Origin of the sequence: Desulfovibrio sp. 6_1_46AFAA (assembly GCF_000224635.1) — a bacterium.
GTDB classification, from domain to species: Bacteria; Desulfobacterota; Desulfovibrionia; order Desulfovibrionales; family Desulfovibrionaceae; genus Desulfovibrio; species Desulfovibrio fairfieldensis.
The window spans coordinates 543,865-570,035 of the sequence record NZ_JH114302.1; the positions used below are offsets into that span (position 1 = coordinate 543,865).

Genomic DNA, 26,171 nt, shown 5'->3' on the forward strand with positions numbered 1-26,171 from the left:
CCGGATGGAAATGGTCAGTTATTTTCTGGATTTTGTGCTGCACATTGACGTGCATCTGTTTGAGCTGGTGGAGCAGTACGGGCTCTGGGTCTATGCAATTCTTTTCGTCATCGTCTTTTGTGAAACCGGCCTGGTGGTCACGCCTTTTCTGCCGGGCGATTCCCTGCTGTTCGCTTCCGGCGTGGTGGCGGGCGCGGGGCTCATGGGCTACGGCGAGATCATGCTGGTGCTGCTGGCCGCCGGTATTTTGGGCGACGCCGTGAACTACTGCATCGGACGGCATGTGGGACCGGCCATTTTTTCCCGCGAAAACCGGCTGATCAAGAAAGAGCATTTGCTCAAGGCCCATCAGTTTTATGAGCGGCACGGCGGCAAAGCCATTGTGCTGGCGCGTTTTGTGCCCATTGTGCGCACATTTGCGCCCTTTGTGGCGGGCATCGCCCTGATGCACCCAACCACCTTCTTTTTCTACAATATTACCGGCTGCATTCTCTGGGTGGGCGGGCTTGTGTCCGCCGGTTATTTCCTGGGCAACCTCACCTGGGTGCGCGAGAATTTCGGCATCATCGTCTATGCCATTATCGTCATTTCCGTATTGCCGGTGGTCATTGAACTGATCCGGGCCCGATGGGGCGGCAGAAAAAAGGGGGGCCACGCCTGAGGGGACGCGTCGCCTTATTCCTGAGCGTCGATCAGGGCCAGCAGGCGCCGCGGCGCGAGAACTTCAATGTGGGCACGCTGCACCACCAGCAGCCCCTCGGCCTGAAGCTGCTGTAAAACGCCGCTGACCGTGGGCTGGGTGGAACCGATCATGGCGGCGATCTGCTCTTGCGAAACGGGCATATCGCCCCGTACCGGAGCCTGCCAGGCCGGCGCTGCGACGTCGGCGGGCAGGTTGTCGCAGACGAGACAGAGCAGCAGACGCAGCAGCCGGTCGCGCACGGTGGAGGATGTCAGGCGACAGATATGATCGTTGCAGTAGCGCAGGCGGTTGCCGAGCACATTGATCACCCGCCGGGCCATGCTGAAGCGGCTTTCCAGCATGGCGCTGAATGCGGCGGCATCCATGACGTGGATGACGCTGGGCATCAGGGTCTGGGCATTGGCCATGCGCAGGCTGCCTTCCAGCACTTCCGAAAGGCCGAACATTTCGCCTGTGCGACGCAGAAAAAACATGGGTTCCTTGCCGTCGCCGGCCACGCCGAAAATCCGCACCAGTCCCTTTTCCATATAGTAGCAGGCGTCGCCCGGGTCGCCGCGCGAGAAAAGACGTTCGCCTTTCTTCAGGCACAAACGGGTCGCGCGGGAAAGAAAGAGGGCTTTTTCCTGCTCCAGCCCGTCGAAAAAACAGCTCTTGCGTAGAACATGCAGAAAAGACATGGCATTCCCGCAAGCGCGGCGTCCGGCCTGTTCCCGGAGGTAGGGGCCGGACGCCGCGCGGCTTCGCGGTGGGTCAGTTTGTCCGGTTTCGATAGCTGTATGTGCTTTCGACGCCGTTGATGTCGCGGCATTTCCAGGTAATGCTGTTCCTGCCGAGGATGGGGCGCAGCCGTGCGCCGAAATAGCCTATCTGGTACGGGATGCGCAGCTCCAGCGCGCCCGATGGACAGACCTTGATGCAGGACATGCAGTCCCAGCATTCGTTGGCGGCGCGGCAGAAAGCCTTGCCGCTCTGAGGGGAAACGGCCATGAGGTCGCCGGGGCAGGCCCTTTCGCAGAAGGATTCCTCCTTCCCGGCGCAGCCCGTGCATCTGCTTGCATTCACTAGAGGCGGCATGTTTATGTCCTCATTATTGCGGCGCGTTGCGCCGGATCAGCCCCGCGTCCTGTCGCCGGGCAGAATCTGTTCATAGGGGCGGGTGAAAACACGAATTTCTCCGCTGGCGGGGTTGCGCACGGATTCCACAAAGCAGTCGAAGTTGACGTCATCCCGTTCCGGATAATCGCTGCGGGTCTGCCAGCCGTTCCAGCGGGTTTCCCGGCGGGCCTTGAGATGGTGCACCACGGCCTCGGCCACATCCACGCGGTCCATGGTTTCATGGGCCTGCATCAGATCATGGAAGCTTTGCGCGCGCAGCAGGGGAAACTGCTTGCGGAGCATGGCGATATGCTTCAGGGCGTAGTCCAGGCGTTCTTCGTTGGTGCGGTAGAACTGGCTGACGCCGCCCGCGTATTCGTCCATCAGGCGCTGGAGACGTTCCTTCATCTCCACAGGCCGCACGCCGTCCTCGCGGCGGGTGAGAAGCGGGGCGTAGACGCGCGCCATTTCGGCCCGCATGTCCTCGTCGCCCGCCGTCACGACGACGGGCGGCACGGACTGCATATAAGCACGGGTGCCCCTGGCGGCAAGCTTGCCTTCCGCCGCGCAGCCGCCCACGAACTTGTTGGGATTGCCCCCGGCGGTTTCCCCGGCGGCGAACAGACCGGGCAGGGTAGTCATGCGGTTGATGTCCACCCAGTAGCCGCTGCCGGTATGCCCGCCCACGATGTAGGGATCGGAACCGTAGATTTCGATGGGCTCCTTGGTGACGTCCTGGCCCCGGCTGGCCAGAAAGAGCACGAACGAGGGGCGCTCGTTGAGATAATCCTCCATCATTTCGCGCGCGGCCTGCGGGGAAAGGACGGTGGTGTCGCAATAGCACGGCCCCCGGCCGTTAAGCCATTCCTCCATGGGCGCATTGGCGCGGATGTAACGCGGCGCGGCGTCGCCCCCCAGATGGCTGTAGCGGCTCATGACCCGTTCGCCTCTGGCGTTGATGATGGGCGAGTGATAGCCCACGGAAATGGTATCCACCGGACCGCAGAAATCCTTGGTGCGGGTGGCTACCCAGCGCTGCTCCAGACTGGTGAGCTCCGCGCCCTGGCGGTAGCCGATGGCGTAGCCTGAGCCCACGCAATAGGGGCACATCCAGATTTGCGCGCCGCAGTCTGTGGAATCCGCCGTATAGGACTTGTACAGCGTACCCGCGCCGCCGGTGGCCACTATGGTGGCCCTGGCGCGAAAAATATAGAACCTGCCGTCGCGCACGCCCAGGCCTGTAGCCCCCAGACAGACGCCGCCGCGCACGATGAGCGAGGTCGCGGCGACGCGATTGTACACGTCGGCGCTTTCAATGGCCTTTTCGGCCATGATGGGTTTAAGCTGCTCGCCGTGGATGGAAATATCCCAGCGGCCCCGGTAATGTTTGTTGCCGTCTTCATCCTTGAGAAAGGGGACGCCCCAGCGCTCCAGATCATCCACGCATTCGTTGAGTTCTCTGGCGTTGGACAGGGCCAGATCTTCGCGCAGGGGGCCGCCGCCCACTTGCGCGCGGCTCCAGCGCACCAGGTCTTCGGGGCTTTTGTCCGCCGGTATGTATGTGTTGATGGCGTCCATGCCCGCCGCGCACGCGCCGGAACGCATGATGTCGGCTTTTTCCATGATGACGATTTTCAGAGAGGGGTCCAGCCTGGCCGCCTCCCAGGCGGCGAAGCAGCCCGCGTTGCCGCCGCCGATGATCAGCAGGTCGGCGTCGACGACGACGGTTTCAATGTCGGCGGGCGTTTCAGGAAAGCGATCCGAAGCCCGTCCGGCGGCGATGTATGCCATAGTTCTCTCCTTGTCTGGCCCGGTGCGCAGCCGGGATGCTTTGAACATATTCCAGCAGATCAGCTTTGACGTTACCCACAGTTTTCTCTTTGTACCGTACCCGCTCCGGCGCTTGATCGCGCAGCTTAGAGCATTTTCAGTTTGAAAAGCTCCGCGTTTCAAACTGAAAATGCTCTAAAACGGCCAGGGTGCGGCCGGATCCCAGACGGGCATGCCCCAGAGGGCGTACCAGGGGGCCATGATGCACAGGCCGTAGGCGATGGCGATGCATACCGAAACGCAGCCCGCCTTGGCGTAGTCGCCGGGAGTGAAGGTGTCCGTGCCGGAGGCGATGACCGCCGCCGTGATCTGGGTGGGCAGGATGTAGGCAAAGGTGTCCGTATCGCAGACCAGCATGGTGAAGGCCACGGGGTGCAGGCCCAGCTTGGGAGCCATGGCGAAGACCACCGGAGCCAGCATGGCCACGGCCGCCACGTTGGACAGCATGCCCAGGCGGATGACGTGCGTGCCGACCATCAGGGCCAGCACAGCCTGCCACCAGGACATGCCGGTGACCAGGGCGTGGATGATGTCGGCCAGCCATTGGGCCAGACCGGACTGGGTCATGGCCGTGGTCATGGTCATGGCGCCGCCCAGCAGCAGAAAGGTGCCCCAGATGGTCTTTTCCTGAATGGCCTTCCACGAACAGGGCAGCAGGCCGGGCGCGAAGAGAAGCAGCATGCCCAGCAGGCCGATGACGCCCAGAGGCTGGCGGTGCAATTCGAAAATGAAGCTGCCCTTGCCGGTCATGAACATGACGCCCGCCAGCAGAAAGACGGCCAGCAGGGTTTTTTCAGACAGGGTCATGGGGCCGAGGGCCCGGCTTTTTTCCCTGATGGAGGCCTCGCCCCCGGCGATGTGAATGCCGGAGGTTTTGAAATAGTGCCGAATCCAGATCTGGGTCAGTACGAACATGCCCAGGTAGGGCAGTTGCAGCAAAGCCCAGTTGAGATAGTTCAGATTCGTGAAACCGCCCTTGTCGAAAATGCCCACCAGAATCATGTTGGGCAGATGGGCCGTCATGATGAACATGCCGCAGATCATGGAACCGTAGACCAGGGACTGGATGACGATGGCCTTTTTGGCCGAGCGTTCTTCGGGCGTATCGCCCATCAGATTACAGATGCCCTGCACCACAGGCAGCAGGGTGGCGGCCCTGGCATTGGCCGCGGGCACCAGAAAGCCCAGAACAATGTTGACGAAAAACATGCCCCAGATGATGCGCCCTACCGACGAGGCCTTGAGGCGGGCCAGGATGCTCAGGGCGATGCGCCGGTCCAGCCTGATGAGCTGCATGGCCGCGCCCGCCAGAAAGGCGAAAAGGCAGAGCCAGATCACATGGTTGGTGAAACCGGCGAAAATGACGGCCATGGGCGGCTTGCCGTTTTCCCAGGGCAGAGCGCGGGTGATGAGCAGCAATGTGGGAATGGAAATGCCCGTGATGCCCACGGGCATGGCTGAGCTGACCCACATGGTCGAAGCCCAGAGCACGATGCCGAGCACTGTCATGCCCTCATGCGAAAGGCCGGGAAAGGGGGGAAGGATTGTCCAGAACAGGACAAAAAGACTCCAGGCGAGCAGAAATCCCGCGAAGACGCGCGCGGGATTGTGCCCTTGCCTTCTGACATTGTCGCACAAGTATTGCCGGAACGTCTCGGACGTATTGGCGCTGGACATGAAGAACCTCCCGAAGCCGCGAACTGGATATGTTCGAAAGATAGACCTCGGGGCATGTTCTTTCTATTCGCCCGCTGATAAAGGGCGTATTTTTGTGAAAAAAGGGGCGCATTGCTGCCGGCCTGGAGCGCGTCGCGCTTTGAAGCGTAAAAAGGCGCGCGGCAGAGGTGACGGGGTCAGCGCAGGACGGTCAGACGCCCGTTTTCCATGCGCGCCTCGCGATTGATGCAGAGGGGGGCGTCCTCCCCGTGGTGCGAGACAAAAACCAGATGCGCACTCAGCCCCCCGGTTTCCGCCGGGGCGGCCAGACAATCCAGCAGGGTCAGATAGCGGGCGCGGCTTTCCGCGTCCAGGCCGGAGCAGGGTTCGTCCAGCAGCAGAACGTCCGGACGCCCCACCAGGGCGCGGGCCAGAAACAGACGGCGCAACTGCCCGCTGGAGAGGCGACGGATGGATGTTTCCGCCACGCGGGCCGCGTCTCCCTCCGGGAAAAGCCCGGCCATGACGCGTAAGGCCTCGTCCCGTTCCGCTTCCGTAAATTCCCGGTATACGCCGATGCTGTTGTCAAAGCCGGAGCAGACCAATTCCAGCCCGTTGAGCGCGAAACCGTAGAGCGCCTGGGAAAGGTCCGATACCAGACGCACGCCCTTGCGTACATCGGCCAGCATTTCCACATGGCCGCCCTGACCCGGCAGCCAGCGGCTGATAATACCTCCGGCGGCCACGAACTCGTCCCCGGCCAGCAGGCGCAGCAGGGTGGACTTGCCCGAGCCGTTGGCTCCGGTGATCTGCCAGTGCTCGCCCTCGTGCAGGCTCCAGGTGACGTCGTGCAGTACCTTGTGGCGGTCAATGTAAACCGACACGTTTTCCAGGGCCAGCAGGATGCGGCCCGTGGCGCTGTAAACCGGACGTCCTGCTTTTGCCGGCGGGGCGCTGCCCATTTGGGCGGCGGGCAGGGCGCGGGCCGGGGGTGGCGCATCCAGCAGGCGGCCCGCGTGAATGTGGCGGCGCTCCGTGCACCAGGGCGGCAGGGCGTCAGCCCGGTGCGCGGTAAGAATCACGGTGCAGCGGTCGGCGTATTCCTCCAGCACGTCAAAAAAGACTTTTTTATGGGCCGCGTCCAGGCCGTCGGCGCATTCGTCCAGCAATAACAGAGCGGGAGCGCGCAGCAGGGCCCTGCCCAGCAAAAGCAGGCGCAACTGCCCCTGCGAAAGAGTGGGCAGGCTGCGGGCCAGCAGGCCCAGGGCTTTCAGGCGCGCGGCCAGGGCCTCCACGGCGGCGGCCTGCTCGTCACCCCTGGGCATGCCGGAACAACTGTAGGGCAGGGGGGTGTCCTCCAGGCCGGTGAGCAGTAGGTCGCGGCCCGTGATGTCCCAGGCCTGACGCTGGTAGTTTTCCTGCTGGGCCGGGGAGACCAGGGCGGTCATGGAACGCCCGGCCAGGGGAGATTCCTCCGCGCCCTCCTCCGTATGCCAGTAAATATGGCCGCTTGCGGGCCAGAGTTCGCCGCGCAGCAGGCGCAGCAAGGTGGATTTGCCCGAGCCGTTGGGGCCCAGCAGGGCACAGTGCCGCCCGCGTTCCACTCGCCAGTCGATATGGTGTAGTACCATTTCCTGGCGGGGATCGCCGGGCAGAAACAGGCTGACGCCGTCCACCGTGACCAGGGGGATACCTTGGGGCCTCGTGGCGGCGTCGGGCAGAGACGGTCTGGGCTGGAATTGGGACATGGCTCGTGTCGGTGTTGTGGTGAGAGCATGTAACACTTGAACTGCTCTAGAGGGTGTCGTCATGAGATGGATTTTCGTGTTATATCAAGGAAGACGAGCCCGCTTTGAAGGAGTGTACTCTTTTGGTACTCGACTGAAAAAGCGGGCGAAGTCTGACGCGGAGATAACCGAAAAGACGCTCATGACGACACCCTCTACAGGGGGAGGGTCGTCATGCGCCCCTTGTCGAAAAACACATGTTCCCTGAAGCCGAACGCTTTGGCGTAGGAGGCCAGCCGAGCGAAGCCGTGGGCCACGTCGTCCACGCCGTGGGCGTCCGAGGCGAAGCTGACGGGCAGGCCCAGCTCGGCGGCCAGGGCCATGATGGGCGGGGCCGGATAGATTTCGCGACAGGCCTTGCGCAGCCCGGCCGAGGAGATTTCCATGGCCATGCCCGCGTCGCGCAGGGCCGTGAGGCAGCGGCGGATTTGCGCCGTGCTCTCCGCTTTGGCGAGCCAGATGTGGAATTGTTCCACAGAGAAAATTTTGATCAGGTCCGGGTGGGCCGCGATATTGAACAGGCCCGAGCGGATCATGGCTTCCCAGGCCGTGAAATAGGCCGTATAGCGGCTTTCGCATTCTTCCTGGGAGGCGCTTTTCCAGGGCTCCACGCCGTCGTCAAAGCCCCAGCGCCCGAGAAAGTGCACGCTGCCCAGCAGATAGTCGAAGTCATAGGCCGTGCACGCGGCGCGGGTGTAGTCTTCCTGCCCGTCCAGCCAGTCCATTTCCATGCCGAACAACACGCGACAGGGGCCATGGCCCCCCTCACGCGGCGCGGCCTTGAGCGCGAGCACCTCGCGCGCGTAGTCCGGCAGATGGCGGGTGAGCTGCTCGCGGTACTCGTGCAGGTAGTCGAAACCCAGCGGGCGGGGCGAGTGCTCGGAAAAGCCCAGCAGGGTCAGTCCCTTGTCCAGGGCCGAAGCGTACATCTCGGCGGGCGAGTTCGCCCCGTGCGAGTATTTGGTGTGGGTGTGCAGATCGACTGTTATCATGTTCGGCTGTCCCAGGTGCGCGGCTTGCCGGAAAAAGATAAAAATTTATGGGAGAGGAGGCAAGCTCCTCTCCCATGACACCATAGGAATTTTGTCCGTCGGCAAGGCAGGCACGCGCCCGCGCCGGGCCGCGCGGCCTGACACAGTCGGCGGGCAAAAGAACATGGCGTCAGGCAAGCAGCCTCTTGACGATTTCCTGCCCGGCCCGCCGCCCCGCGCCCATGGCCAGAATGACCGTGGCCGCGCCGGTGACGATGTCGCCGCCGGCAAAGACGTTGGGAATGGAGGTTTCGCCGGTTTCCTCATTGGTCTGGATGTAGCCCCACTTGTTCTGCTCCAGGTCGGGCGTGGCGTCCAGAAGAATGGGATTGGAACGGGTACCCAGAGCCACGATAGCCAGATCCGTGGGCAGATCGTAGACTTCGCCTTCCACGGGCACCGGACGGCGGCGTCCAGAGGCGTCGGGTTCGCCCAGCTCCATCTTTTGCAGGGTCACGGATTGCAGGCGCATTTCGGCGTCGCCGTTGAAACGCAGGGGAGAGGCCAGCATGGCGAACTGCACGCCCTCTTCCTCGGCGTGTTCGATTTCCTCGCGGCGGGCGGGCATTTCCGCCTTGGTGCGACGATAGACGATGTAGACGTTTTCCGCGCCCATGCGCAGGGCTGTGCGGGCCGCGTCCATGGCCACGTTGCCCGCGCCGAAAACGGTCACGTTTTTACCGGGGAAGGCCGGGGTGTCCTGCTTGGGGAAATCGTAGGCCCGGCCCAGGTTCACGCGGGTGAGGTATTCGTTGGCCGAGAACACGCCCACCAGGTTTTCGCCGGGCACGCCCAGAAAGACCGGCAGGCCCGCGCCCACGCCGATGAACACGGCGTCGTATTCCTTGCGCAGTTCGGCCACGTCCAGGGTGCGGCCGCCCACATAGTTCATGTGAAAATCCACGCCCGCCTGGCTCAGCCCGTTGATTTCCGTAGCCACCACATTCTTGGGCAGGCGGAAGGCCGGGATGCCGTAAATCAGCACGCCGCCCGGCTCGTGCAGAGCTTCGAAAACGTCCACCTTGATGCCCGCTGCCGCGCAGACGCCCGCGCAGGTCAGGGAAGAGGGGCCGGAACCGATGCAGGCCACTTTTTTGCCGCACTGGGGCACGGCGCAGGCATTGGTGCCCGTGACCTGCTCACAGGCCGTGGTGGCGATGTAGGTGTCGGCCACAAAGCGTTCCAGCCGCCCGATGGCGATGGGCTGGCCCTTGGCCTTCAGGATGCACTTGCCCTCGCACTGGTTTTCCTGCGGACAGACGCGGCCGCAGACCGCGGGCAGGCTGTTGGTGGATTTGATGATCCGGTAGGCCGCGTCCATGTTGCCGCGCGCCACCTCGCCGATGAAGTCGCGAATGGGCACTTCCACGGGACAGCCCGAAACGCAGAGCGGCTTTTTGCACTGAAGGCAGCGTGAGGCTTCCTCCATGGCCATTTCCCTGGTGTAGCCCAGGGCCACTTCCTTAAAATTGGAGCGCCGCACTTCGGCGGGCTGACAGGGCATCTCCACCCTGGGGGCCAGCGGTTTTTTGGCTTTCTTAGTTTCCATGAGCGCACCCGTTGTAAGAGTCGAAGGAGATTCTTTCCTGGTCGCGGTAGGCGGAAAGGCGGCGGCGCAGTTCGGGGAAGTCCACTTCATGCCCGTCGAATTCCGGCCCGTCCACACAGGCGAATTTTGTTTTGCCGCCCACGCTTACGCGACAGGCGCCGCACATGCCGATGCCGTCCACCATGATGGGATTGAGGCTGACCGTGGTCTTCACGCCGAAGGGGCGGGTAGTGTCGGCCACGGCGGCCATCATGGGCACCGGGCCCACGGCCACCACCTCAAAGACGGTCTTGTCCTTTTCCAGGCGGTCGCGCAGCAGATCCGTGACCAGGCCCTTGTGGCCGTAGCTGCCGTCGTCGGTGGAGATCAGCAGTTCGTCGGCAAAGGAGGAGAGCTCTTTTTCAAAGAGCAGCAGGTCCTTGCTGCGCGCGCCGATGATGCCCACCACCCGGTTGCCCGCGCGGGAGTGGCCCTTGGCGATGTGGTGCATGGCCGCGATGCCCGTGCCGCCGCCCACGCAGATCACAGTGCCGCGTTTTTCAATGTGCGTGGGATGGCCCAGCGGACCGCAGACGTCCGGAATGGCGTCGCCTTCCTTGAGGGTTTCCAGCAGGGCCGTGCTTTTGCCCAGGACCAGATAGACGATGGTGATGGTGCCGTTGGCCGCATCCGTATCGGCGATGGTCAGGGGGATGCGTTCGCCCGTGGGGCTCATGCGCAACATGACGAAATGTCCCGGATGCGCTTTTTGGGCGATGTGCGGCGCGTGCAGGACCAGTTTGCTGGTTTTGCCCGGGATCAGGCTTTCCTTGTGTAGAATGGGGGTCGGCATATGCTCTCCTGTGCTGCGATTGGGCTCTTAGTGTCGCGTCAAGCGACACATGTCGCAAACCCGCAAGGGGTTGCGCGCCGCCGCAGGCGGCGTAAGCACAGCAAAAACCGCGTTTTTTGCTGTGTGATCTTCACGCCGAACCGACAGGTGAGGCGTGGCATCTCATTAGAGCGGTTTACCTCTGAAACGCTACGGGGTTCAGAGGGTTCATTCCGGCAAAAAACGCGGTTATCGCTGCTGTCGATCCCCGTATGGCTCCGTTGTCGCCAACAGGGACTGCCCATCGGGCTGCCTTCGGTCGCTTTGCCGGAATCCACGCCGCGTTGCTCTCGATGCCTGTACGCCCTTTGGGCTACAGGCACGGCCCTACGGGCCGCCCGTCGGGTCGGTCTTCGCGGCGCGCCTCAACGTGTTCGGCGTTGCGTCCCCTTGGAACAAACTTGCAACAAGTGACGCAATGCCGGTCGCCGCCCTCGTGGGCGGCGGGCGAGTCGAAAACCGCGTTTTCGGCGAAACGATTTGCGCCAGATTAAACGCGAATGAACGACGTGGCAAGCGCGGCCACCCGGCAACCGTCTAATTTCATATGCCTTTATAGGCCGCCAGAGCCCGGTTTGTTTGAATATTCAGTCAAAATAATTTTTATAAATTTTTTTTATCCTCCCCTAATGGCCGCTTCCGGCGGGCCGATAAGAATACTGTTGAGTGGGGAAAGGGGAGAACGCAACACCAAACGTAAGGAGGCGGATCAGACCACCCCGTTGCAGGGAAGCAGTGATCCATTCAGGGAGGAATGGACATGTCGCTAATCATAACTGACGCATCCCGAACGGCGAAGGCCGCGCAGGATGACGCCGACCCCGAGGCCAGACAGGAACTGGCCCGGCTCACGCGTTATCTTGCCATTTTGGAAGACAATAAAAAGGCCAGCCGCTTTGTCCCCGACGACGCGGCCCTGGCTCTGGATATGGCCGGTTTTGTGCGCAACCGGCTGCGCGGCGGGCGCGCCGCGCCGGGCAGCCCTTTGGCGCGCCTGGCACTGGCGCTGGTGCAGACCAGCCCGGACGCGCCCGCGCAATAACGCGCCGACCCACCCGCGCCCAAGCCTTTGGCGACAGGCGCGAAAACAGCCGCCGCGCGGCGTGGAACGCCGTCAGGCGGCATAACCGGAACGCATCACCTTTCCGTGACATGAAGGGGTACGCGGCTGATCCGCGTTCCAGCAGATCTCCACTCAGAATGGGAGGGGCCGTGGGGGCCCCTCCTTTTTTTGTCTGCGGCTGTGGCGGGCGGCGGCACGCTATGCGCGCTTCATGTCCTCGATGAGCGTGGCCAGAATGCGGGCCTGTTCCGCCAGGTCGCTGACGGAACGGGAGGACTCGGCCATGGCCCGGGCCGTTTCCCCGGCAATGGCGTTGACCTGGTCGATGGAACGGCTGATTTCTTCACTGGAAGCCGACTGTTCTTCCGAAGCCGTGGCTATGGCCCGCACCTGGTCCGCGGACTGCTCCGCCATGCTGACGATTTCCTGCAAGGCTCCGCCGGACTGGCGGGCATAGTCCGTGGCCGCGTCAATGGTGGCCACGGCATTGTCCACCTGGGCCATGCTCTGCCGGGTGCTGCCCTGAATGGCGGCAATGGCGTTGCCCACCTGCGAGGTGGAGGCCATGGTTTTTTCGGCCAGTTTGCGCACCTCGTCGGCCACCACGGCAAAACCGCGCCCGGCATCGCCCGCGCGGGCGGCCTCAATGGCCGCGTTCAGCGCCAGCAGGTTGGTCTGGTCCGCGATGTCGGAAATGACGCCCATAACCTGGGAAATGGACTGGGCGTGCCCGCTGAGCGTCTCCATATCCTCTTTCAGGGCCAGAGACTGCCGTTGCACGTCCCGGATGCTGTCCACCACGTTTTTGACAATGTCTTCGCCGCTGATGGCCTTTTCGCGCGTATGGGCGGAAACGCCCGCGGCCGTGCCCGCATTGCGTGCCACTTCAACCACAGTGGCGTTCATCTGCTCTATGGCGGTCACGGTTTCCGCAACCCGGGCCGCCTGTTCGGAGGCGCCGCGCTCGGACCGGACGATCTGGGCCGAAAGGGACGTGGACGCCGAGGAAACCGTGCCGGCCACTTCCTCCAGCCGTTGCGCCGCCGCCAGCATGGCCGCGGTTTTGGCTCCGGCCTGCTTCTCGGATGCTTCCGCCTCCAGCATGGCCGCACGGGCTTTCTCCGCCTGGGACCGCGCGTCGGCGCTCAGCTTTTCAGCCCGGTCAAGCCCCTCCAGAAGACCGGCGATCATGTTCTTCAGGGAGGTGCTGAGCCGCCGGACTTCCCCGCCGAAACGCTCATCCCTGATTTCATGATGCAGATCGCCCCCGGCAATGGCCTGCGCGGCGTCGGCCAGGTGGGACAGGGGCCTGACCGAGGCGCGCACGATAAGCATAATAAAGCCGGTCACCAGCAGAATGGCGGCAATGCTCATGACGATAGTCAGCATGCTGATGCTGCGCACGCCCGCCAGCACTTCATCCATGGGTACGATCAGGGCGAGATACCACACCTGATCCGTCTTCAGCAGGGGCACGGGCGCGTAACAGCAGAAGATCATGCCGCCGCCCTTGGCGTCCCGGCGCAATTCCATATAGGGCTCGCCCTTGCGGAATGCCTCCTCCGCCTTGTCGGCGGAAATCCAGCCCATTTTGAAAATGTTTTTGTTGATGACATCAGGGTTGCGGTGCGCCACCAGTGTGCCGTCCTGCGTCATCAGCTGGGCGTAGCCGGTGGAATAGGCCTTGATGCGGGTGACCTGCTCAAGCAAGCCCTTCAGCTCCACGTCAACGGTCACGCCGCCCCGGTATGTTCCGTCCACCAGAACCGGGGCCGCCGCCGTGGTCATGGGCACTGTCCGGCCGCCGACCTCGTACATGTACGGCGGGGTCAGGTAGGGCTTTTTTCTGGTTTTGGGTTCCAGGTAATAGTCGGCCTTTTCGTACTCCGTAAGCAGGGTAACCCGCTCGCCTTGCGCGGTATAGGGGATGAACCTGCCTGCGGCATCGCTGCCGGGCGTATTCCTGAATTCCGCGTCGCGGCCGTCAAACGCGCCGGGCTCCCATACCGCTCCCGAGCCGATGGCGGCGCTGTTGCCGGAGTGCAGCCCTTCCAGCATGGCCACGAGCAGCTCGCGCGAAACGGGAATGCCGCTTTTGAGCGCCTGGCCCAGGCCGCCGGCCAGGGTGTCGGCCTGCGTCAGGGCAGCGCTCAGAAAGGTGGAGATGGGACCGGCCTGTGCCGTGGCGAGATCGGCCAGTTCGCGTCTGGCCATCTCTTGGGTGGCGGCGGACGTTCTGGTCTGGATCTGCCAGGTCAGAGTGCCCAGCACGGCGATCAGCAAAATGGAAACCGGAACAATGATCCGGGGGGCCATGCCCAGACGGGTATACCATGCCATGACGTGATCCTGTTTTTGACAAAATGGGTGAATATGAAGGGTCGGGCGTGTATATACTGCTCGACCGGCGATTTCAAATGTATTTCCGGTCAGTTCCGGAATTTTTTATGAAAGGTTTTTCCACAGGGCCGCGGCGGGCAGGCCGGGCTTGTCGGCCGCCTGCCCGGCTGCTAGATTCAGAATCTGCCTGAACCTCCCCCGGCTGTCGCAGCCGTCTGGTCTGTGGAAGGCGCGTTGATGTTCTGTGTGATACTCAGGAGGGATTATGCTTCTGCTCAGCCCCAGAATGACGCCGGAGGAATACGCCTTCGCGCTCACGGATGAGGCCTTTGCGGCCTGGCGGCCCGTGGAGGGCAAACAACAGTTCTGTTTCGACTATGACGGCGAAATGACCGTGTACCAGAAGCTGGAATATATGGGCGGGCTTATGCAGGGCTTTTACCGCCGATTCCGACAGGCGCGGGCCGCCGGTGGCCGGGAGGCGGAGTGAGAGAAGCATCGGGTTTACGAAGCGCTGAACGGCGGAAACAGACGCCGGGCGCTATGTTTTTTCCTGCCGCCGACCGTGGCTGAAGTCCGCCGCGTACAGGCGCGAGGCCGCGCCCTTTTCCAACTCGCCGGGCAGGATCAGAAAAACGGTCTGGCGGGTGATGCCGTGTTGTTCCACGCAACGGGCCAGGCCGTCCAGGGTGGTCCAGTGCAGTTGCTGGTCCGGCCAGCCCACGCGATGGGCGCAGAGCACCGGCGTTTCCGGGGGCAGGCTGCGGGCCAGTTCCGCCTGAAGGCCAGCGGCGGAATGGGCCGAGAGATAGACGGCCAGAGAGGTCCTGTGCGCGGCCAGGGCGGCCAGGCGTTCACGTTCCGGCACGGGAGTGCGGCCTTCCATGCGGCTGATCATCAGGCTCTGGGTCACTTCCGGCACGGTAAAGGTCACGCCCGCGGCGGCGGCCGCCGCGCAGGCCGCCGTGACGCCGGGGATCACCCGCCAGGGGATGCCGTCGCGTTCCAGCAGGGCGATCTGTTCGCGCAGGGCTCCGTATAATGAGGGGTCACCCGTATGCACGCGGGCCACGTCCTTTCCGGCCAGGGCCGTCTCGCGCACCAATTGATGGCATTCTTCCAGGGTCAGCGGCGCGGAATCCGCCACCCGCGCGTCCGGCCCGGCGCAGGCCACCACCTCCGGGGGCACCAGGGAACCGGCGTAGAGCACCAGCCCGGCTCCTTCAATAGCTTTGCGGCCCTTGAGGGTCAGCAGTTCCGGGTCGCCCGGCCCGGCCCCCACAAAGAAAACCATGCCTGTTTTCGCGTTTTCGGACTTTGTGTGCGTGTTCGGCATGAATGCTCCTTTTCGCCCTCTGCCGGCGTCAGGCTCGCCCCGTGCGAAGGCCGGGTTTGAATATACTCCCTTCGCCCGGGACTCGTTTTCTTGGCGGAGAACGAACACCCTTATTTAGAAACAGCTCCTGGCGGCGCGTCCGTTTTACTTTCCGCCGGACGCGGGTTTCTGCGCGGCCAGCAGAAAAACCGGATTCAGGGCCGCCAGGTGCAGATCTCCCGCCAGCTCGCGGGCCTCGGACGCCTGAATCTGCATAATTTCCAAGGGCCAGTCCAGACCTTCCAAAAAGCGGCGGCAGAGGCAGAAGGTGTCCAGCAGCACGCAACTGGCAACCAGGCGTCCGCCGGGCGGCAGGCGGTGGCAGACATGGCCCAGAATATCCTCGGCATCCTCGCCGGACAGGCCCCCGCCGATGAAGACCCGCTGCGGATCAGGCAGGGAGGGCAGGCATTCCGGGGCCTGGCCCAGGCAGACGTCCAGAATGGCGGCCCCGAAGCGGCGGCGGTTTTCCTGAATGCTCATGGCCCGCCCGGCGCTGCGCTCCACGGCCACCACCCGGCCTTCATGGGCCAGCACGGCGGCTTCCAGAGCCACGGCCCCGGAACCCGCGCCGATATCCCAGACCACATGGCGCGGTCCTACGCGCAGCAGGGACAGCGCGGCGGCGCGTACCGGCTTTTTGCTGATCAGCTTGCCTTCCACGGCCAGCTCCTCAGCGTCCAGGCCCAGATGCGGCCTGCGCGGGAGCTCGCCGGGGATCAGCAGCAGGGTGCAGGCCGGGCCGAAAGTGCGACAGGCCGCCTCGGCCAGGTTCAACTGATGCCGGGCTTCGTCGGGCGCGCCCATGCGCTCGAAAATATGCGCCGTGAACCAGTCCACGCCCCGGTCCAGCAGATGGCGTGCCAGCACGTCCGGGGTCATGCGGGCGTCGGTGAGGATGCAGAGCGGCGCGTCCTTGGCCACGGCCACATTCAGCGGGCCCAGGTCGTCCCGGCCGTGCAGGGAGAGGCAGACGACCTTGTGCCAGGGCAGGGCCAGGCGGGCGCAGGCCTGCTGCAGGGAGCTGACCGCCGGAATCAGACGCACGGCCTCCGCGCCCAGCTGGCGCACCAAGGTGGCCCCGATGCCGAAAAAGAGCGGGTCGCCGTCGGCCAGCAACAGCACGCGTTCCCCGGCGGCGCGCATCTGGCTCAGGCGGCTGAGCAGGGGTTCCAGCGGCAGGGTGAGCGGCAGAAGGCGGGCCTTGAGTCCGCTTTGGCCGTCCTGAGCTTCAAAGGCCGCCAGCAGTTCCCTGCCGCCGCAGAGCACGTCGGCCGCTTCCAGAAGGGCGCGCTGTTCCGGGGCGAGGGCCGCCGGGCCGCGCGCGCAGCCGCAGCCCAGGCCCAGTACGGTGATGGGCGCGGGCTCCGGCGTGGTGGGTTCAAAAACAAAGAGCGAATGGAGCATGTCCGCCATGGGCGGCCAGCCGTCCGCCTGTCCTGTTTCTTTTATCGCTTCAGCTTGCGGGGACGCGCCCTCGGCACGGTCTTCCGCGTCCACCGTGTCCACGGCGGCGTCCGTGGGCCGGGGCGTTTCCGTGAACGCAATGCCGGGAAGCACAATCTGCTTTTTCATAGTGCCATCAATTCCCTGCCGTCAGTGTGAAAAAGGTGCAGGCTTACGGGGCGACCCGCGAAAGCCCATGCGGTTTGGGCCGCCCGACGGATCACGGCGGCCAGCGCATCCGATCCGGCGGGGTCGGCCAGCAACAGTTCCAGGGCGTGCGATGCGGTCACGCAACGGGCCACAGCCGGGGCGCAGGCCGTGCCCGCCTCATTACAGAGATGCGCCAGAGCCGCCATATCCAGCTCGGCGTCGCGGGCGTGGGTATAGGCATGGCCTTGGGCGAGCTTGACCAGTTTGCCGAAAAAGCAGCCCCAGACCAGCCGCTCAAAGGGCAGAGCTCCGGCGGCGCGCAGGGAAAATTCCGCAAAATCGGCAGCCTGCACGAAACACCGGGGCGCAAGCTCGGGGTAGCGGGCCATAAGCAGTTTCTCCGAGCGCCGTCCGGTGGAAAGGCAGACTGTGCGGCAGCCCGTGGCCTGGGCCACATGCAGGCCCTGTTCGATGGTGGCGCGCCAGGCGGCGTGGCTGTATGGGCGGACCGTGCCCTGGGTGCCCAGAATGGAAATGCCGCCCATAATGCCCAGGCGCGGGTTAAAGGTGTGCCGGGCGATTTCCGCGCCCTGCGGCACGCTGATGATCACGGTCAGAGGCGGGCAGGGGCCGCGTCCGGGGACCGGGCGCGCGGCCTGACGGCCCAGGGCGAAGCGAAGCTGCTCCCTGGGCACGGGATTAATGGCCGCCGTGCCCACGGGCAGGGGCAGGCCCGGCAGGGTCACACGGCCCACGCCGGGGCCGCCCTCGATGCGCGTAAAGTCGGGATCGTCCGGTGCCCAAAAAGGCGCTTCGCAATCGCGCAGCAATACGCTGGCCGTGATCAGCGCGCCCGAGGTGGCGTCCGGATCGTCGCCGCCGTCCTTGCGGATGGAGGCGTGGGCCGCTCCGGCGACCTGTGCCGGAGCCGGGAGAAAATCCGGAATCAGCTCCGCCGCCGGGCCCGGCGCGCAGTCCGCCACCGGCAGAACGCACCGGCCGCGCGGGCCGCGCCCGGCGAAAGATTCTTCCCCGGCGGCGGGCGCGAAGGGCGGCAGGGGCACGTCCACGCTGTCGGGCGCGCGACCCGTGCGCAACAGGGTGAGCGCGGCCAAGGCCGCGCCCGTGGCCGCCGTGCCGGTGGTGAAGCCTTCGCGCAGGGGTCGCGTCACAGTCCGGGCCACGTCGAGCTCACGCCGCGTCGTCAGGCAGCCAGACCTGCCCCCGCGCCACCAGAGAAACCGGGCCGTCCACAGCGGCCAGACGTTCCTCGCCCTCGTTGAACAGCCGCACGTCCAGGGCCGAGCCGCCGGGCTGCATGATGGAAAAATCGCGCCGCCCGCCCGCGCGGGACAGGCTGAGGGCCAGAGCCAGCGCGCCGGAACCGCAGGAACTTTCCAGGCAGGTGGTTTGCGCGTCGCGCACATGGACCAAGGGCAGCATGTCCAGCTGGCCCTGGCATTCCCGCCACCAGATGGCCCCCACCGCAGCTTCCCCGTCCAGGCCGCAACGCCGGCGCAGCAGGGCCGCCGCCGTGTCGCAGTCCTCGGGAAAGGGATGCAGGGCGGCATTGAGCAGCACATGGACAATGCCCGGCAGGCGCACCAGGGCCAGGCCCTCGGCCAGAGACCGCAGGGGGCAAGCGGGCAAGCGCAGCACGGCCTCCACTTCCCAGTGCGGGCAGCTGCCGCGCACCGCGAGGCGCACCGGGCTCTGCCAGCCGGAAACCCGTATTTCATAGTGCCGTTCCGCTGTGCCGTCGCGCGGCGTTTCGGGCAGCCCCTCCAGAGCCGCCTGGCGGGGCCCTTGCTCGTGTTCGCTGAAGGCCAGCAGCGCGCCGAAGGCCCGGCTGGCATTGACGCAAAATTCGCCCCCGGCCATGCGCAGCCGCTGTTCGCGCGGGTCCACGAAACCGGCCTGCTCGCCGCCGAGATGCTGCGGGTCCAGAGCCAGACGGGCCAGGCGCGCCTGTTCGGGGGCGCTTTTGCCCTCGGCCGGGAAAAAAAGCGTGGTGTTGCCGCCGGGGCTCCATTTGGAAAAGGTCAATGCGGGCATGACTGGGTTCCTTTATTTCTAAAAGAAAGTATGCCCGAGCCGCGCCGCACTGTCCAGCATCCCGCACAGTCCGTAACGTTTAGCCGATGTGCCGGGTCGCGTCCGGACCTCCCGCGCGTCCGGAATCGCCCGGAATTCCCACATTACGGCTTGCGGTTTTTCCTGAATCTGGTTATGGAAAAAGCAGTTATCGTCTCCATGCCTGCGCGGCAACGAGCCGGTAATATGGCGGGCAAACCGTGATTTACTGTATGTTGACGGTAATTCAACGACACACAACAACGTTTTGGGAGGCACTATGAAATCAGTTCGTCTTCTTGTTCTTGCGGCTGCTCTTGTACTGAGCTACGCCGTCGCGGCGGTCGCCGCCACGCCGGCGTGCAACAAAAAAATCGAGAGCTTCGACTTCGTCGTGGACTATTCCGGTTCCATGATGATGCAGAACAAGCAGCTTAAACAGGATAAAATCGTTGTGGCCAAAAATGTGCTGCAGCGCGTGAACGCGGCCATTCCGGCCCTGGATTATAACGGCGGCCTGCACACCATCTCGCCCAACGGCATGATCATCGCCCAGGGCCCCTGGGACCGCAACGCCATGAGCGTCGGCATCGACAAGCTGCGCTCCGGCTTCCAGATCTTCGGCCGTATGACCAGCATGGGCAACGGCCTGCAGAAGTATGAACCCTTTATCTCCAGCATGAAGCGCGACGCCGCTCTCATCCTGGTCACCGACGGCGACAACAACCGCGGCACCGACATCGTGGAAGTGGCCCGCCAGCTGTATGCCAGCCAGCGTAACATGGTCATCCACATCATCTCCTTTGCCGACACCCCCCATGGTGAAGCCGTGATCAAGGAGATCGCCGCCATGAACCCCGGTTCCGTCGTGGTTCGCGGTGAAGAGCTGGCCACCAGCGACGCCGCTGTGGAACGCTTCGTGCTGTCCGTGTTCTGCCAGGACGAGGACGTGATCGTGCTGCGCGGCGTGCACTTCGCTTTCAATTCCTATGCTCTTGACGGCAAGGCCATGGGTATCCTGAACGAAGCCGCCAGCCTGATCAAGGCCAATCCCAACAAGCGCGTGATCCTCAACGGTTGGACCGACTGGATCGGCACCGACGCTTACAACAAGGTTCTTTCGCAGAACCGTGCCAACGCCGTGAAGAACTATCTGGAGAAGCAGGGTATCCCCGCCAGCCGGATGACCGCCATCGGCCGCGGCAAGTCCTTCAAGTACGACAACAAGACCGAAGAAGGCCGTTACATGAACCGCCGCACCGAAATCTCTTTCGACTAAGCGGACCGTGTAGCGTAATTGCAGAAAAAGCCGGGCGGCGCTTGCCGCCCGGCTTTGATTATGAGGTATGTCCATGCGAATTTTACTGGCTCTTATTCTGACCCTGGGCCTTGCGACCGGCGGCTGCGCCTGGTTCAGCAGCAGTGATGACTCCGAAACGCAGACCCCCGCCGCGCAGCCGCAGGATCAGGCCACCGCCTCCGAAGCCGCGCCCGAGCCCGCGCCGGCTCCGGCCAAGGACGTCCCCGGCAAGAGCAAATCCAAGACCAAGGCCAATGCTGAAAAAGCCTCGGCCCAAAAAGCCCCCAGAGGCGCCAAGTCCGAAGCGGAAATCAGCGCCGAACTGGACAGGGTGGGCCACAAACTGGCGCTCCAGGCCTCCCGCACCGTCATGCCTTCCAAGGCCAGCAAGGAAGTGCGCAAGGACGGCAAGGATTATGTGGCGAGCTACGTGGAAGTGGACACGTCCAACGTGACCACGGAACTGCGTCCCGGTGCTTCGGGACAGTATGTGGGCTTTATCCGCTATCAGGAAAAAATTTATGAATGCCGCGGCGCCAGCAAGAAGGAAGCGCTTTCCGCGTCCTGCCAGCAGGTGCGCGCCCGCCGTCTCAACGAGCTGATCCGTTACGACGGCAAGGAATGGCAGTTCTAGGCCGCCACCGGCATTGAACAGATCTTGAAAAGCGGGGCTTGCGCCCCGCTTTTCGTTTGTTCCGCCATTGCTCAGCGGATGAGAGCCCCGGCGGCCGCCATAGCAATCGGGCGTCAGCCTGTCAGTGCATTTTAAGTGGTAAATGTTCTAGGGCCTGTTCACACTATGCTGAATTTTTCCAATGATTGAAAGGGGTTGAAGGAAAATTCAGCATTGCTCAAAAATGAGGATAACCATTTGTAAAAATTATGTTTATTCTTTGTTTGTGTGAACAGGCCCTAGAGCGTTTTGATATTGAAAATATCTCAACGCGCTGTGCGGATTTTCTGCGGAAATCCGCACAGCGAAATTATCGCAAGGCGAATTTACTTCGCCGCCAAGCGATAATTTTAAGCGCAAATTGCTCTGGAACATGGCGACGGCGCCGTGAAAATGGCATGGCTCAGGCATCGGCGGTGAGCAGATCCGGCGGCAAATGCCTGAGGATCCACTGGGCGCATTCACGCGGGTTTTTGCCTTGGGAGTCGCAGCGCAGATCGGCCCAGGCCGCATACAGGGCCTCCCGCTCACGAAAGATGTCGTCCAGGGTCTGGCCCGGCGCGATGGCCAGCCCGCGCTGGGGATTGCGGGCTATGCGTTCTTCGATCACGGTCAGGGGCAGGTCCAGATGGACGATGGGACCCAGCTTCGCCAGGTGGCGCATGGCTTCCTCCCGGTAGACCACGCTGCCGCCGGTGCCGATGACCGTACGGTTGGCCTTGATGGCCCGGATTACCGTGCATTCCGCATCCAGAAAGGCTTCCTTGCCTAGGGCGTCAGTCACGTCCTGGAGGCGTACGCCGTATAGGGCCTCAATCAAATGGTCGCTGTCCAGAAAGGCCCAGCCCAATTCGCGCGCCAGCACGCCGCCCACCGTGGACTTGCCCGCTCCGGCCATGCCGATGAGGACGATGCAGGGGGCGAGTCGGGCCGGAGCCGCGACGAGATCGGGCGTGGGCATGTTTTCTCCTTAGAGTATTTAACACTTGAAATGCTCGCTTACGGCGAGCAAGGCCCGCCTGCTCGCATTCCGTGACAAGGATTTGCGGACAAATCCCTGCGGAGCAGTTGGCGCATTTCATGCGTGAACTGCTCCGCAGCATTTAACACTTGAACGGCTTTGGAGCTGGATAGGCTTTGAATTTGTGTCCAATATCAGGCGGCATTGTCTTCGCGGCAACCGTTTAGCTGCTCCCGAGCTTCGTGCCCGGCTGATTTCGAAAACTCTGCCCAAGCCGGACGGTGGTGTCAAGGAGCATGGGGCGGAAGCGGCAGCGGAAAAATATTGCCGCGAAATCCGGAGAAATGCGGGTTCCGCTCTAAAGTGGCTGGGGAGCGGGCCGATAAGCCGGGTAGAGGTGTAGTCTCATGCGCATGTTGATTGTTTTGACTGTTTTGCTGGGGCTGGCCGCGCCGGCCCTGGCTGTGGAATCCCGCTCCCTGTCCTCGTCCGCCGCGCCGGGCTATCTTGCCGGGCCGCAGGCGCCGCTCGTGTCGTCGCCCACAGTGGGCGCTCCGGTGGTGCCGTTGCCGCCGCATCTTCCGGCCCGGTTGCCCTCGGGCGGCGTCAACCTGGATGAAGCCTGGATTCAGGACGGCGGAGCGCGCCTGTACTGGAATACGCTGGTGATCCCGCGCCAACTCCGGATGGGCGGCGCGAGTTTTGTGGACCCGGCGGCCGTGCCGGGACTTCTGCCTGTCGACAGCGACAAGATCGTGCGACCCGCGCGGCGGCGCGTTCCGGCCAGAGCCGCGGCTTCCGCGGAAAAGCAGAAGTCCGGGCAGCGGACGGCTCCGGCAGGGGCGGGTTCCACCGCGCTCAAGCCGCCCGCAGCCGCCGCCCCGGCCGCCAAGAAGGGGGCCTCCCCAGCGCCGTCGCCCGAGGCCGCCAAGCCTGTGGTGGCAAAGCAGGCCGCGCCGTACAGCGGTCCCGCGCCCGCCGTGGCGGTTCCGCCCGTGCCTCTGCCGATTATGCCCGCGGACCCGGTCGCGCCCAAGGCTCCTGCGACGCCCCGTTGATCCGGAAAATTTCTCCGGGCATTGCGGAAGGTCGACCGGCTGTCGAGGCCCGGTCCGGGCGGCCGCGCGCCTTTTTCCGCCGGGACCGGAGCGATCCTCGTCATGTGCGCCGCTTGACGAGGGGACGGCGGGCGTGTATGTAGCTTCTTCCATATATTTTACCGTTCAGGGTTCAGACCGTTTTGTGCAGCCGCGCGGGTATGCCGTCGGCGCGAAACACGGGTAAAACCCGCAGCATCCGCGTCCGCCCCTGTTTCCGGGCCGATAGTTCCGGAGTCCGGCAACCTGTCGCGCCACTGTCGCGGGCGGAGTGCGTAAAAAAGAGAAGGGAGCAGAGTCATGAAAAGAACATACCAACCCAGTAAAATCAGAAGAGCCCGCACCCACGGTTTCCGCGCCCGCATGGCTACCCCCAGCGGCCGCGCCATTCTGCGCCGCCGTCGCGCCAAGGGCCGCAAAAACCTGAGTGCCTAGCCGGACGGGTATGACCGCCCTTGTCGTACGCCGGGGGCTTTTGTGTCGCGTCTGACCTTTCCACGGCACGTCCGTGTTCGCCGCAGGGCGGAATTTACCGCCTGTTATGAGCGGGGCAGACGTTACCATACCGAGCATTTCCTCCTGTTTGTGCTTCCGAGAGAGCATGTCGGCGATTGTACGCGCACGGGCATGGCTGTTTCCCGCAAAGTAGGCAATGCGGTGGTCCGCAATCGCGTCAAGCGTTTGCTGCGGGAGTTTTTCCGTTTGCACTCCGACCTCCTGCCGGTCCATGCCGATCTGGTGGCTGTGGCGAAAAGGCATACCGGCGGTGACGCGCTGGACCTTTCCCGCGTGACCGCCGAATTTCTGCCGCTGCTGCGGCGGATAGCCCGGCGCGGGCGGGCGGCCGAAGCATGCGATTGAATCGAAAACGCCCCACGGGCCGAGCGGCTCCGAGCCGTCGCGGTCCGTGGGAGGGCGTCTCCTTTGGGGGCGCCGGGCCGTTGCCGCGCGCGACGGCCCGAGGTGGGGTGTGATGAAAATGCTGCTGCGCGGCCTTTGCGTTTTACCCATACGTATCTATCAGCGCTGCATATCGCCGGTGCTGCCCCCCGCCTGCCGCTTTTATCCCACCTGTTCCGCCTATGCCGTGGAGGCCATCCTGCGCCACGGCGTGTTGCGCGGCGGCTGGCTGGCGCTGCGTCGTCTGGCCCGCTGCCATCCCTGGGGCGGTTCAGGTTATGACCCTGTTCCACCCCCACGGCGTCGCCGCGACGTCCCGCCTCTGTCCCAGGAGTGAGCGTCCACATGCAAGACAGCAAAAATTTGATTCTGGCCATTGTGTTGTGCTTAGTGATTCTTTTCGGTTGGGGACGCCTGGCCGAATACATGGGATGGGTGCAGACGCCCGACCCGGCGGCGGTGGCGCAGCAGCAGGAGGCCGTCCGTCAGGAGGCGGTCAAGGCGGAACAGCGCAAGGAAGAAGCCGCCAACGCCGCGACGTTGCCTGCGTTCACTCCGGCTCCAGGCCGCGACCTGACCGTTGATTCCCCGCTGTACGAAGCTGTTTTCTACACCGGCGGCGGCCCGCTGCGCTCCTTCAAGCTCAAAAAATTCCAAACCGGTCTCGCGCCGGATTCGCCCTTGGTGAACATGGTGGACGAACGCACGGCCGCCGTGGCGCCGTTAGGCCTGGTGATCAACAGTCAGCCGTCCTGGAGCACCGGCCAGTGGTCGCTGGACAGCGGCGAGCAGAACCTGAAGCTGGACGCCGGTCAGCAGGGCGCGTTGCGCCTTGTGGGCGTGGTGGACAACCTGCGCGTGGTCCGCGAACTGACCTTCAACGCGGACTCCTATCTGATCAAGGAAAAAATCCGGCTCATCAATGCCGGGGATCAGCCCCGCAGTGTGCGTGTGAGCTACACCGTGGCCTCCGACGCCAGCAATGCGGCCGGCGGCCGCTATGATTCCATGCGCGTGGCCTGGGACAACGACGGCAGCCTGTCCGAGGAATCTTCGAGCAAAACCCTGGAAAGCACGGGCGTGCAGGCCACGGGCAAGATTTACTGGGCCGGGGCCATGAGCACTTATTTCCTGTCCGCCGTGCTGCCCGGCGAAACCAACAACGTCACGGTCAAGGGCCTGTTGCAGAAAACCGTCTACCGCACCGCCGTTGAAGAGCCTGAAAACCTTCTCGCGCCGGGGCAGGAAAAGGAACTGACGGTTTCCTACTGGCTGGGCCCCAAGGACCGCACCCAGTTGCTGGCCGTGTCCGACCAGCTGGCCAAGAGCATCGACCTGGGCATGTTCAGCATCATCGCCAAGGGTCTGCTCTGGTTGCTGGAGTTCTTCCACAAGTACGTGCATAACTGGGGCGTAGCCATTATTCTGCTGACCATCGTGATCAAGGCCGTGTTCTGGCCCCTGACGGCCAAGAGCTATGCGTCCATGGAGAAGATGAAGAAGCTTCAGCCCATGATGACGGCCATCAGGGAAAAGTATAAGGACAACAAGGAGCTCATGAACAAGGAAGTCATGGCTCTGTACAAGACCTACGGCGTCAACCCGGCCAGCGGCTGTGTGCCCATTCTGATCCAGCTGCCGGTTTTCTTCGGCCTGTACCAGGCCCTGCTCACGTCCATTGAGCTCAGACACGCGCCGTTCATCATGTATCTGCCCTTTACGGACAAGCTCTGGCTGGCCGACCTTTCGGCCAAGGATCCCTATTACATCACGCCGGTCATCATGGGCCTGACCATGTTCCTGCAGCAGAGGATGAGCCCCCCGGCCACGGATCCCACCCAGCAGAAGATCATGATGTTCCTGCCTCTGATCTTCACGGTGCTGTTCCTGGGCTTCCCCTCGGGCCTCGTCATCTACTGGCTGGTCAACAACATCCTGTCCATCTTCCAGCAGTGGCTGATGATGCGTAAGAACAAGGCCGCCGCGCGGGCCGAGGCGTAGAACGGTTCAGGTGTAGAGGTAGAGCGATTCACGATTGAACTGTGTAATATTTCAATCGAAAAACGCTGTAAAAATGTTGAGCCGCGCGGCAGGGATTTGCCCGCAAATCCCTGCCGCGTGTTGCCTGCGGGCGGCCTTTCCCGTCCGAAAAGGCAATGCGGGATTTTAAAGATGCGCCCGCTTTTATTGTATCTGACTGCAAAAATTCGAGCATGGTTATGCTCTCAATTTTCGCAGGATCGTCAGCGAAAAAATGTGGTTTTTCGCTGA

General features: G+C 63.5%; 24 protein-coding genes. 10 read left to right on the plus strand and 14 right to left on the minus strand.

What is annotated here, in order from left to right; all coding sequences use genetic code 11:
• The first annotated feature begins 4 nt into the window (after positions 1–4).
• Positions 5–661 carry a DedA family protein gene (locus HMPREF1022_RS09050; RefSeq protein WP_008681948.1) on the plus strand — a complete coding sequence of 219 codons (657 nt, stop codon included), beginning with the start codon at positions 5–7 and terminating at the stop codon, positions 659–661.
• 14 nt (positions 662–675) lie between these two features.
• On the opposite strand, the gene HMPREF1022_RS09055 is transcribed toward HMPREF1022_RS09050, so the two are convergent.
• The 8 genes from HMPREF1022_RS09055 to HMPREF1022_RS09090 form a co-directional block, all read right to left on the minus strand.
• Positions 676–1,380 carry a Crp/Fnr family transcriptional regulator gene (locus HMPREF1022_RS09055; protein WP_008681946.1) on the minus strand — a complete coding sequence of 235 codons (705 nt, stop codon included), beginning with the start codon at positions 1,378–1,380 and terminating at the stop codon, positions 676–678.
• Positions 1,381–1,453: 73 nt separating this feature from the next.
• The gene (locus tag HMPREF1022_RS09060) at positions 1,454–1,777 is read right to left on the minus strand and encodes a 4Fe-4S dicluster domain-containing protein (protein WP_009302863.1); all 324 of its coding nucleotides are present in this window, start codon (positions 1,775–1,777) and stop codon (positions 1,454–1,456) included.
• 36 nt (positions 1,778–1,813) lie between these two features.
• The gene (locus HMPREF1022_RS09065) at positions 1,814–3,589 is read right to left on the minus strand and encodes an FAD-binding protein (protein ID WP_009302864.1); all 1,776 of its coding nucleotides are present in this window, start codon (positions 3,587–3,589) and stop codon (positions 1,814–1,816) included.
• A gap of 174 nt (positions 3,590–3,763) precedes the next feature.
• Positions 3,764–5,305: an SLC13 family permease gene (locus HMPREF1022_RS09070; protein ID WP_009302865.1), complete on the minus strand. Its 1,542-nt coding sequence runs from the start codon at positions 5,303–5,305 to the stop codon at positions 3,764–3,766.
• Positions 5,306–5,481: 176 nt separating this feature from the next.
• Positions 5,482–7,032, minus strand: coding sequence for an ATP-binding cassette domain-containing protein (locus HMPREF1022_RS09075; RefSeq protein ID WP_009302866.1), 1,551 nt, complete (start codon positions 7,030–7,032; stop codon positions 5,482–5,484).
• A gap of 194 nt (positions 7,033–7,226) precedes the next feature.
• Entirely contained in the window at positions 7,227–8,063 is an 837-nt protein-coding gene (locus tag HMPREF1022_RS09080) for a histidinol-phosphatase (RefSeq protein WP_008681936.1), read from the minus strand.
• A 169-nt stretch (positions 8,064–8,232) separates the two neighbouring features.
• Positions 8,233–9,651, minus strand: a complete 1,419-nt coding sequence (gltA, locus tag HMPREF1022_RS09085; protein WP_008681934.1) for an NADPH-dependent glutamate synthase — start codon at positions 9,649–9,651, stop codon at positions 8,233–8,235.
• Positions 9,641–10,483 carry a sulfide/dihydroorotate dehydrogenase-like FAD/NAD-binding protein gene (locus HMPREF1022_RS09090; protein WP_008681932.1) on the minus strand — a complete coding sequence of 281 codons (843 nt, stop codon included), beginning with the start codon at positions 10,481–10,483 and terminating at the stop codon, positions 9,641–9,643. The genes gltA and HMPREF1022_RS09090 overlap by 11 nt, the downstream gene beginning before the upstream one ends.
• Before the next feature lie 799 nt (positions 10,484–11,282).
• Between HMPREF1022_RS09090 and HMPREF1022_RS09095 the strand changes: the two genes are divergently transcribed.
• Positions 11,283–11,564 carry a hypothetical protein gene (locus HMPREF1022_RS09095; protein WP_009302867.1) on the plus strand — a complete coding sequence of 94 codons (282 nt, stop codon included), beginning with the start codon at positions 11,283–11,285 and terminating at the stop codon, positions 11,562–11,564.
• 219 nt (positions 11,565–11,783) lie between these two features.
• On the opposite strand, the gene HMPREF1022_RS09100 is transcribed toward HMPREF1022_RS09095, so the two are convergent.
• Positions 11,784–13,925 carry a methyl-accepting chemotaxis protein gene (locus HMPREF1022_RS09100; protein WP_009302868.1) on the minus strand — a complete coding sequence of 714 codons (2,142 nt, stop codon included), beginning with the start codon at positions 13,923–13,925 and terminating at the stop codon, positions 11,784–11,786.
• 265 nt (positions 13,926–14,190) lie between these two features.
• On the opposite strand from HMPREF1022_RS09100, the gene HMPREF1022_RS09105 reads away from it, so the two are divergent.
• Positions 14,191–14,415, plus strand: a complete 225-nt coding sequence (locus tag HMPREF1022_RS09105) for a hypothetical protein (protein WP_008681929.1) — start codon at positions 14,191–14,193, stop codon at positions 14,413–14,415.
• 51 nt (positions 14,416–14,466) lie between these two features.
• Here the strand turns inward: HMPREF1022_RS09105 and cobM are convergent, their stop codons facing one another.
• The 4 genes from cobM to HMPREF1022_RS09125 form a co-directional block, all read right to left on the minus strand.
• Positions 14,467–15,261, minus strand: a complete 795-nt coding sequence (cobM, locus tag HMPREF1022_RS09110; protein WP_009302869.1) for a precorrin-4 C(11)-methyltransferase — start codon at positions 15,259–15,261, stop codon at positions 14,467–14,469.
• 144 nt (positions 15,262–15,405) lie between these two features.
• Positions 15,406–16,875 carry a precorrin-6y C5,15-methyltransferase (decarboxylating) subunit CbiE gene (gene cbiE, locus HMPREF1022_RS09115; protein WP_009302870.1) on the minus strand — a complete coding sequence of 490 codons (1,470 nt, stop codon included), beginning with the start codon at positions 16,873–16,875 and terminating at the stop codon, positions 15,406–15,408.
• Complete coding sequence (gene cbiD, locus HMPREF1022_RS09120; protein ID WP_009302871.1) at positions 16,872–18,080, minus strand: cobalt-precorrin-5B (C(1))-methyltransferase CbiD; 1,209 nt, start codon at positions 18,078–18,080, stop codon at positions 16,872–16,874. The genes cbiE and cbiD overlap by 4 nt, the downstream gene beginning before the upstream one ends.
• A 7-nt stretch (positions 18,081–18,087) precedes the next feature.
• Positions 18,088–18,951, minus strand: a complete 864-nt coding sequence (locus tag HMPREF1022_RS09125; protein ID WP_009302872.1) for a hypothetical protein — start codon at positions 18,949–18,951, stop codon at positions 18,088–18,090.
• 298 nt (positions 18,952–19,249) lie between these two features.
• Between HMPREF1022_RS09125 and HMPREF1022_RS09130 the strand changes: the two genes are divergently transcribed.
• Together HMPREF1022_RS09130 and HMPREF1022_RS09135 are read left to right on the plus strand one after the other, a co-directional pair.
• Positions 19,250–20,248, plus strand: a complete 999-nt coding sequence (locus HMPREF1022_RS09130; RefSeq protein ID WP_008681923.1) for an OmpA family protein — start codon at positions 19,250–19,252, stop codon at positions 20,246–20,248.
• A gap of 73 nt (positions 20,249–20,321) precedes the next feature.
• On the plus strand, positions 20,322–20,903 hold the full coding sequence (locus tag HMPREF1022_RS09135; protein WP_009302873.1) for a hypothetical protein: 582 nt from the start codon (positions 20,322–20,324) through the stop codon (positions 20,901–20,903).
• Between the two features lie 442 nt (positions 20,904–21,345).
• Here HMPREF1022_RS09135 and thrB read toward each other — a convergent pair whose 3' ends face one another.
• A complete protein-coding gene (gene thrB / locus HMPREF1022_RS09140; protein WP_009302874.1) occupies positions 21,346–21,903 on the minus strand; it encodes a homoserine kinase in 558 nt (185 codons plus the stop codon).
• Positions 21,904–22,316: 413 nt separating this feature from the next.
• Here thrB and HMPREF1022_RS16610 point away from each other — a divergent pair, with 413 nt between their 5' ends.
• The 5 genes from HMPREF1022_RS16610 (at position 22,317) to yidC (ending at position 25,901) form a co-directional block, all read left to right on the plus strand.
• A complete protein-coding gene (locus HMPREF1022_RS16610; protein WP_198005344.1) occupies positions 22,317–22,961 on the plus strand; it encodes a hypothetical protein in 645 nt (214 codons plus the stop codon).
• A gap of 339 nt (positions 22,962–23,300) precedes the next feature.
• Positions 23,301–23,435: a 50S ribosomal protein L34 gene (gene rpmH, locus HMPREF1022_RS09150; protein WP_008681909.1), complete on the plus strand. Its 135-nt coding sequence runs from the start codon at positions 23,301–23,303 to the stop codon at positions 23,433–23,435.
• A gap of 42 nt (positions 23,436–23,477) precedes the next feature.
• Positions 23,478–23,861: a ribonuclease P protein component gene (gene rnpA, locus HMPREF1022_RS09155; protein ID WP_008681907.1), complete on the plus strand. Its 384-nt coding sequence runs from the start codon at positions 23,478–23,480 to the stop codon at positions 23,859–23,861.
• Positions 23,862–23,973: 112 nt separating this feature from the next.
• Positions 23,974–24,237 (plus strand): membrane protein insertion efficiency factor YidD, encoded by a 264-nt coding sequence (yidD, locus tag HMPREF1022_RS09160; RefSeq protein WP_008681905.1) that lies wholly within the window; start codon positions 23,974–23,976, stop codon positions 24,235–24,237.
• 8 nt (positions 24,238–24,245) lie between these two features.
• The gene (gene yidC, locus HMPREF1022_RS09165) at positions 24,246–25,901 is read left to right on the plus strand and encodes a membrane protein insertase YidC (RefSeq protein ID WP_009302876.1); all 1,656 of its coding nucleotides are present in this window, start codon (positions 24,246–24,248) and stop codon (positions 25,899–25,901) included.
• Positions 25,902–26,171 lie beyond the last annotated feature (270 nt).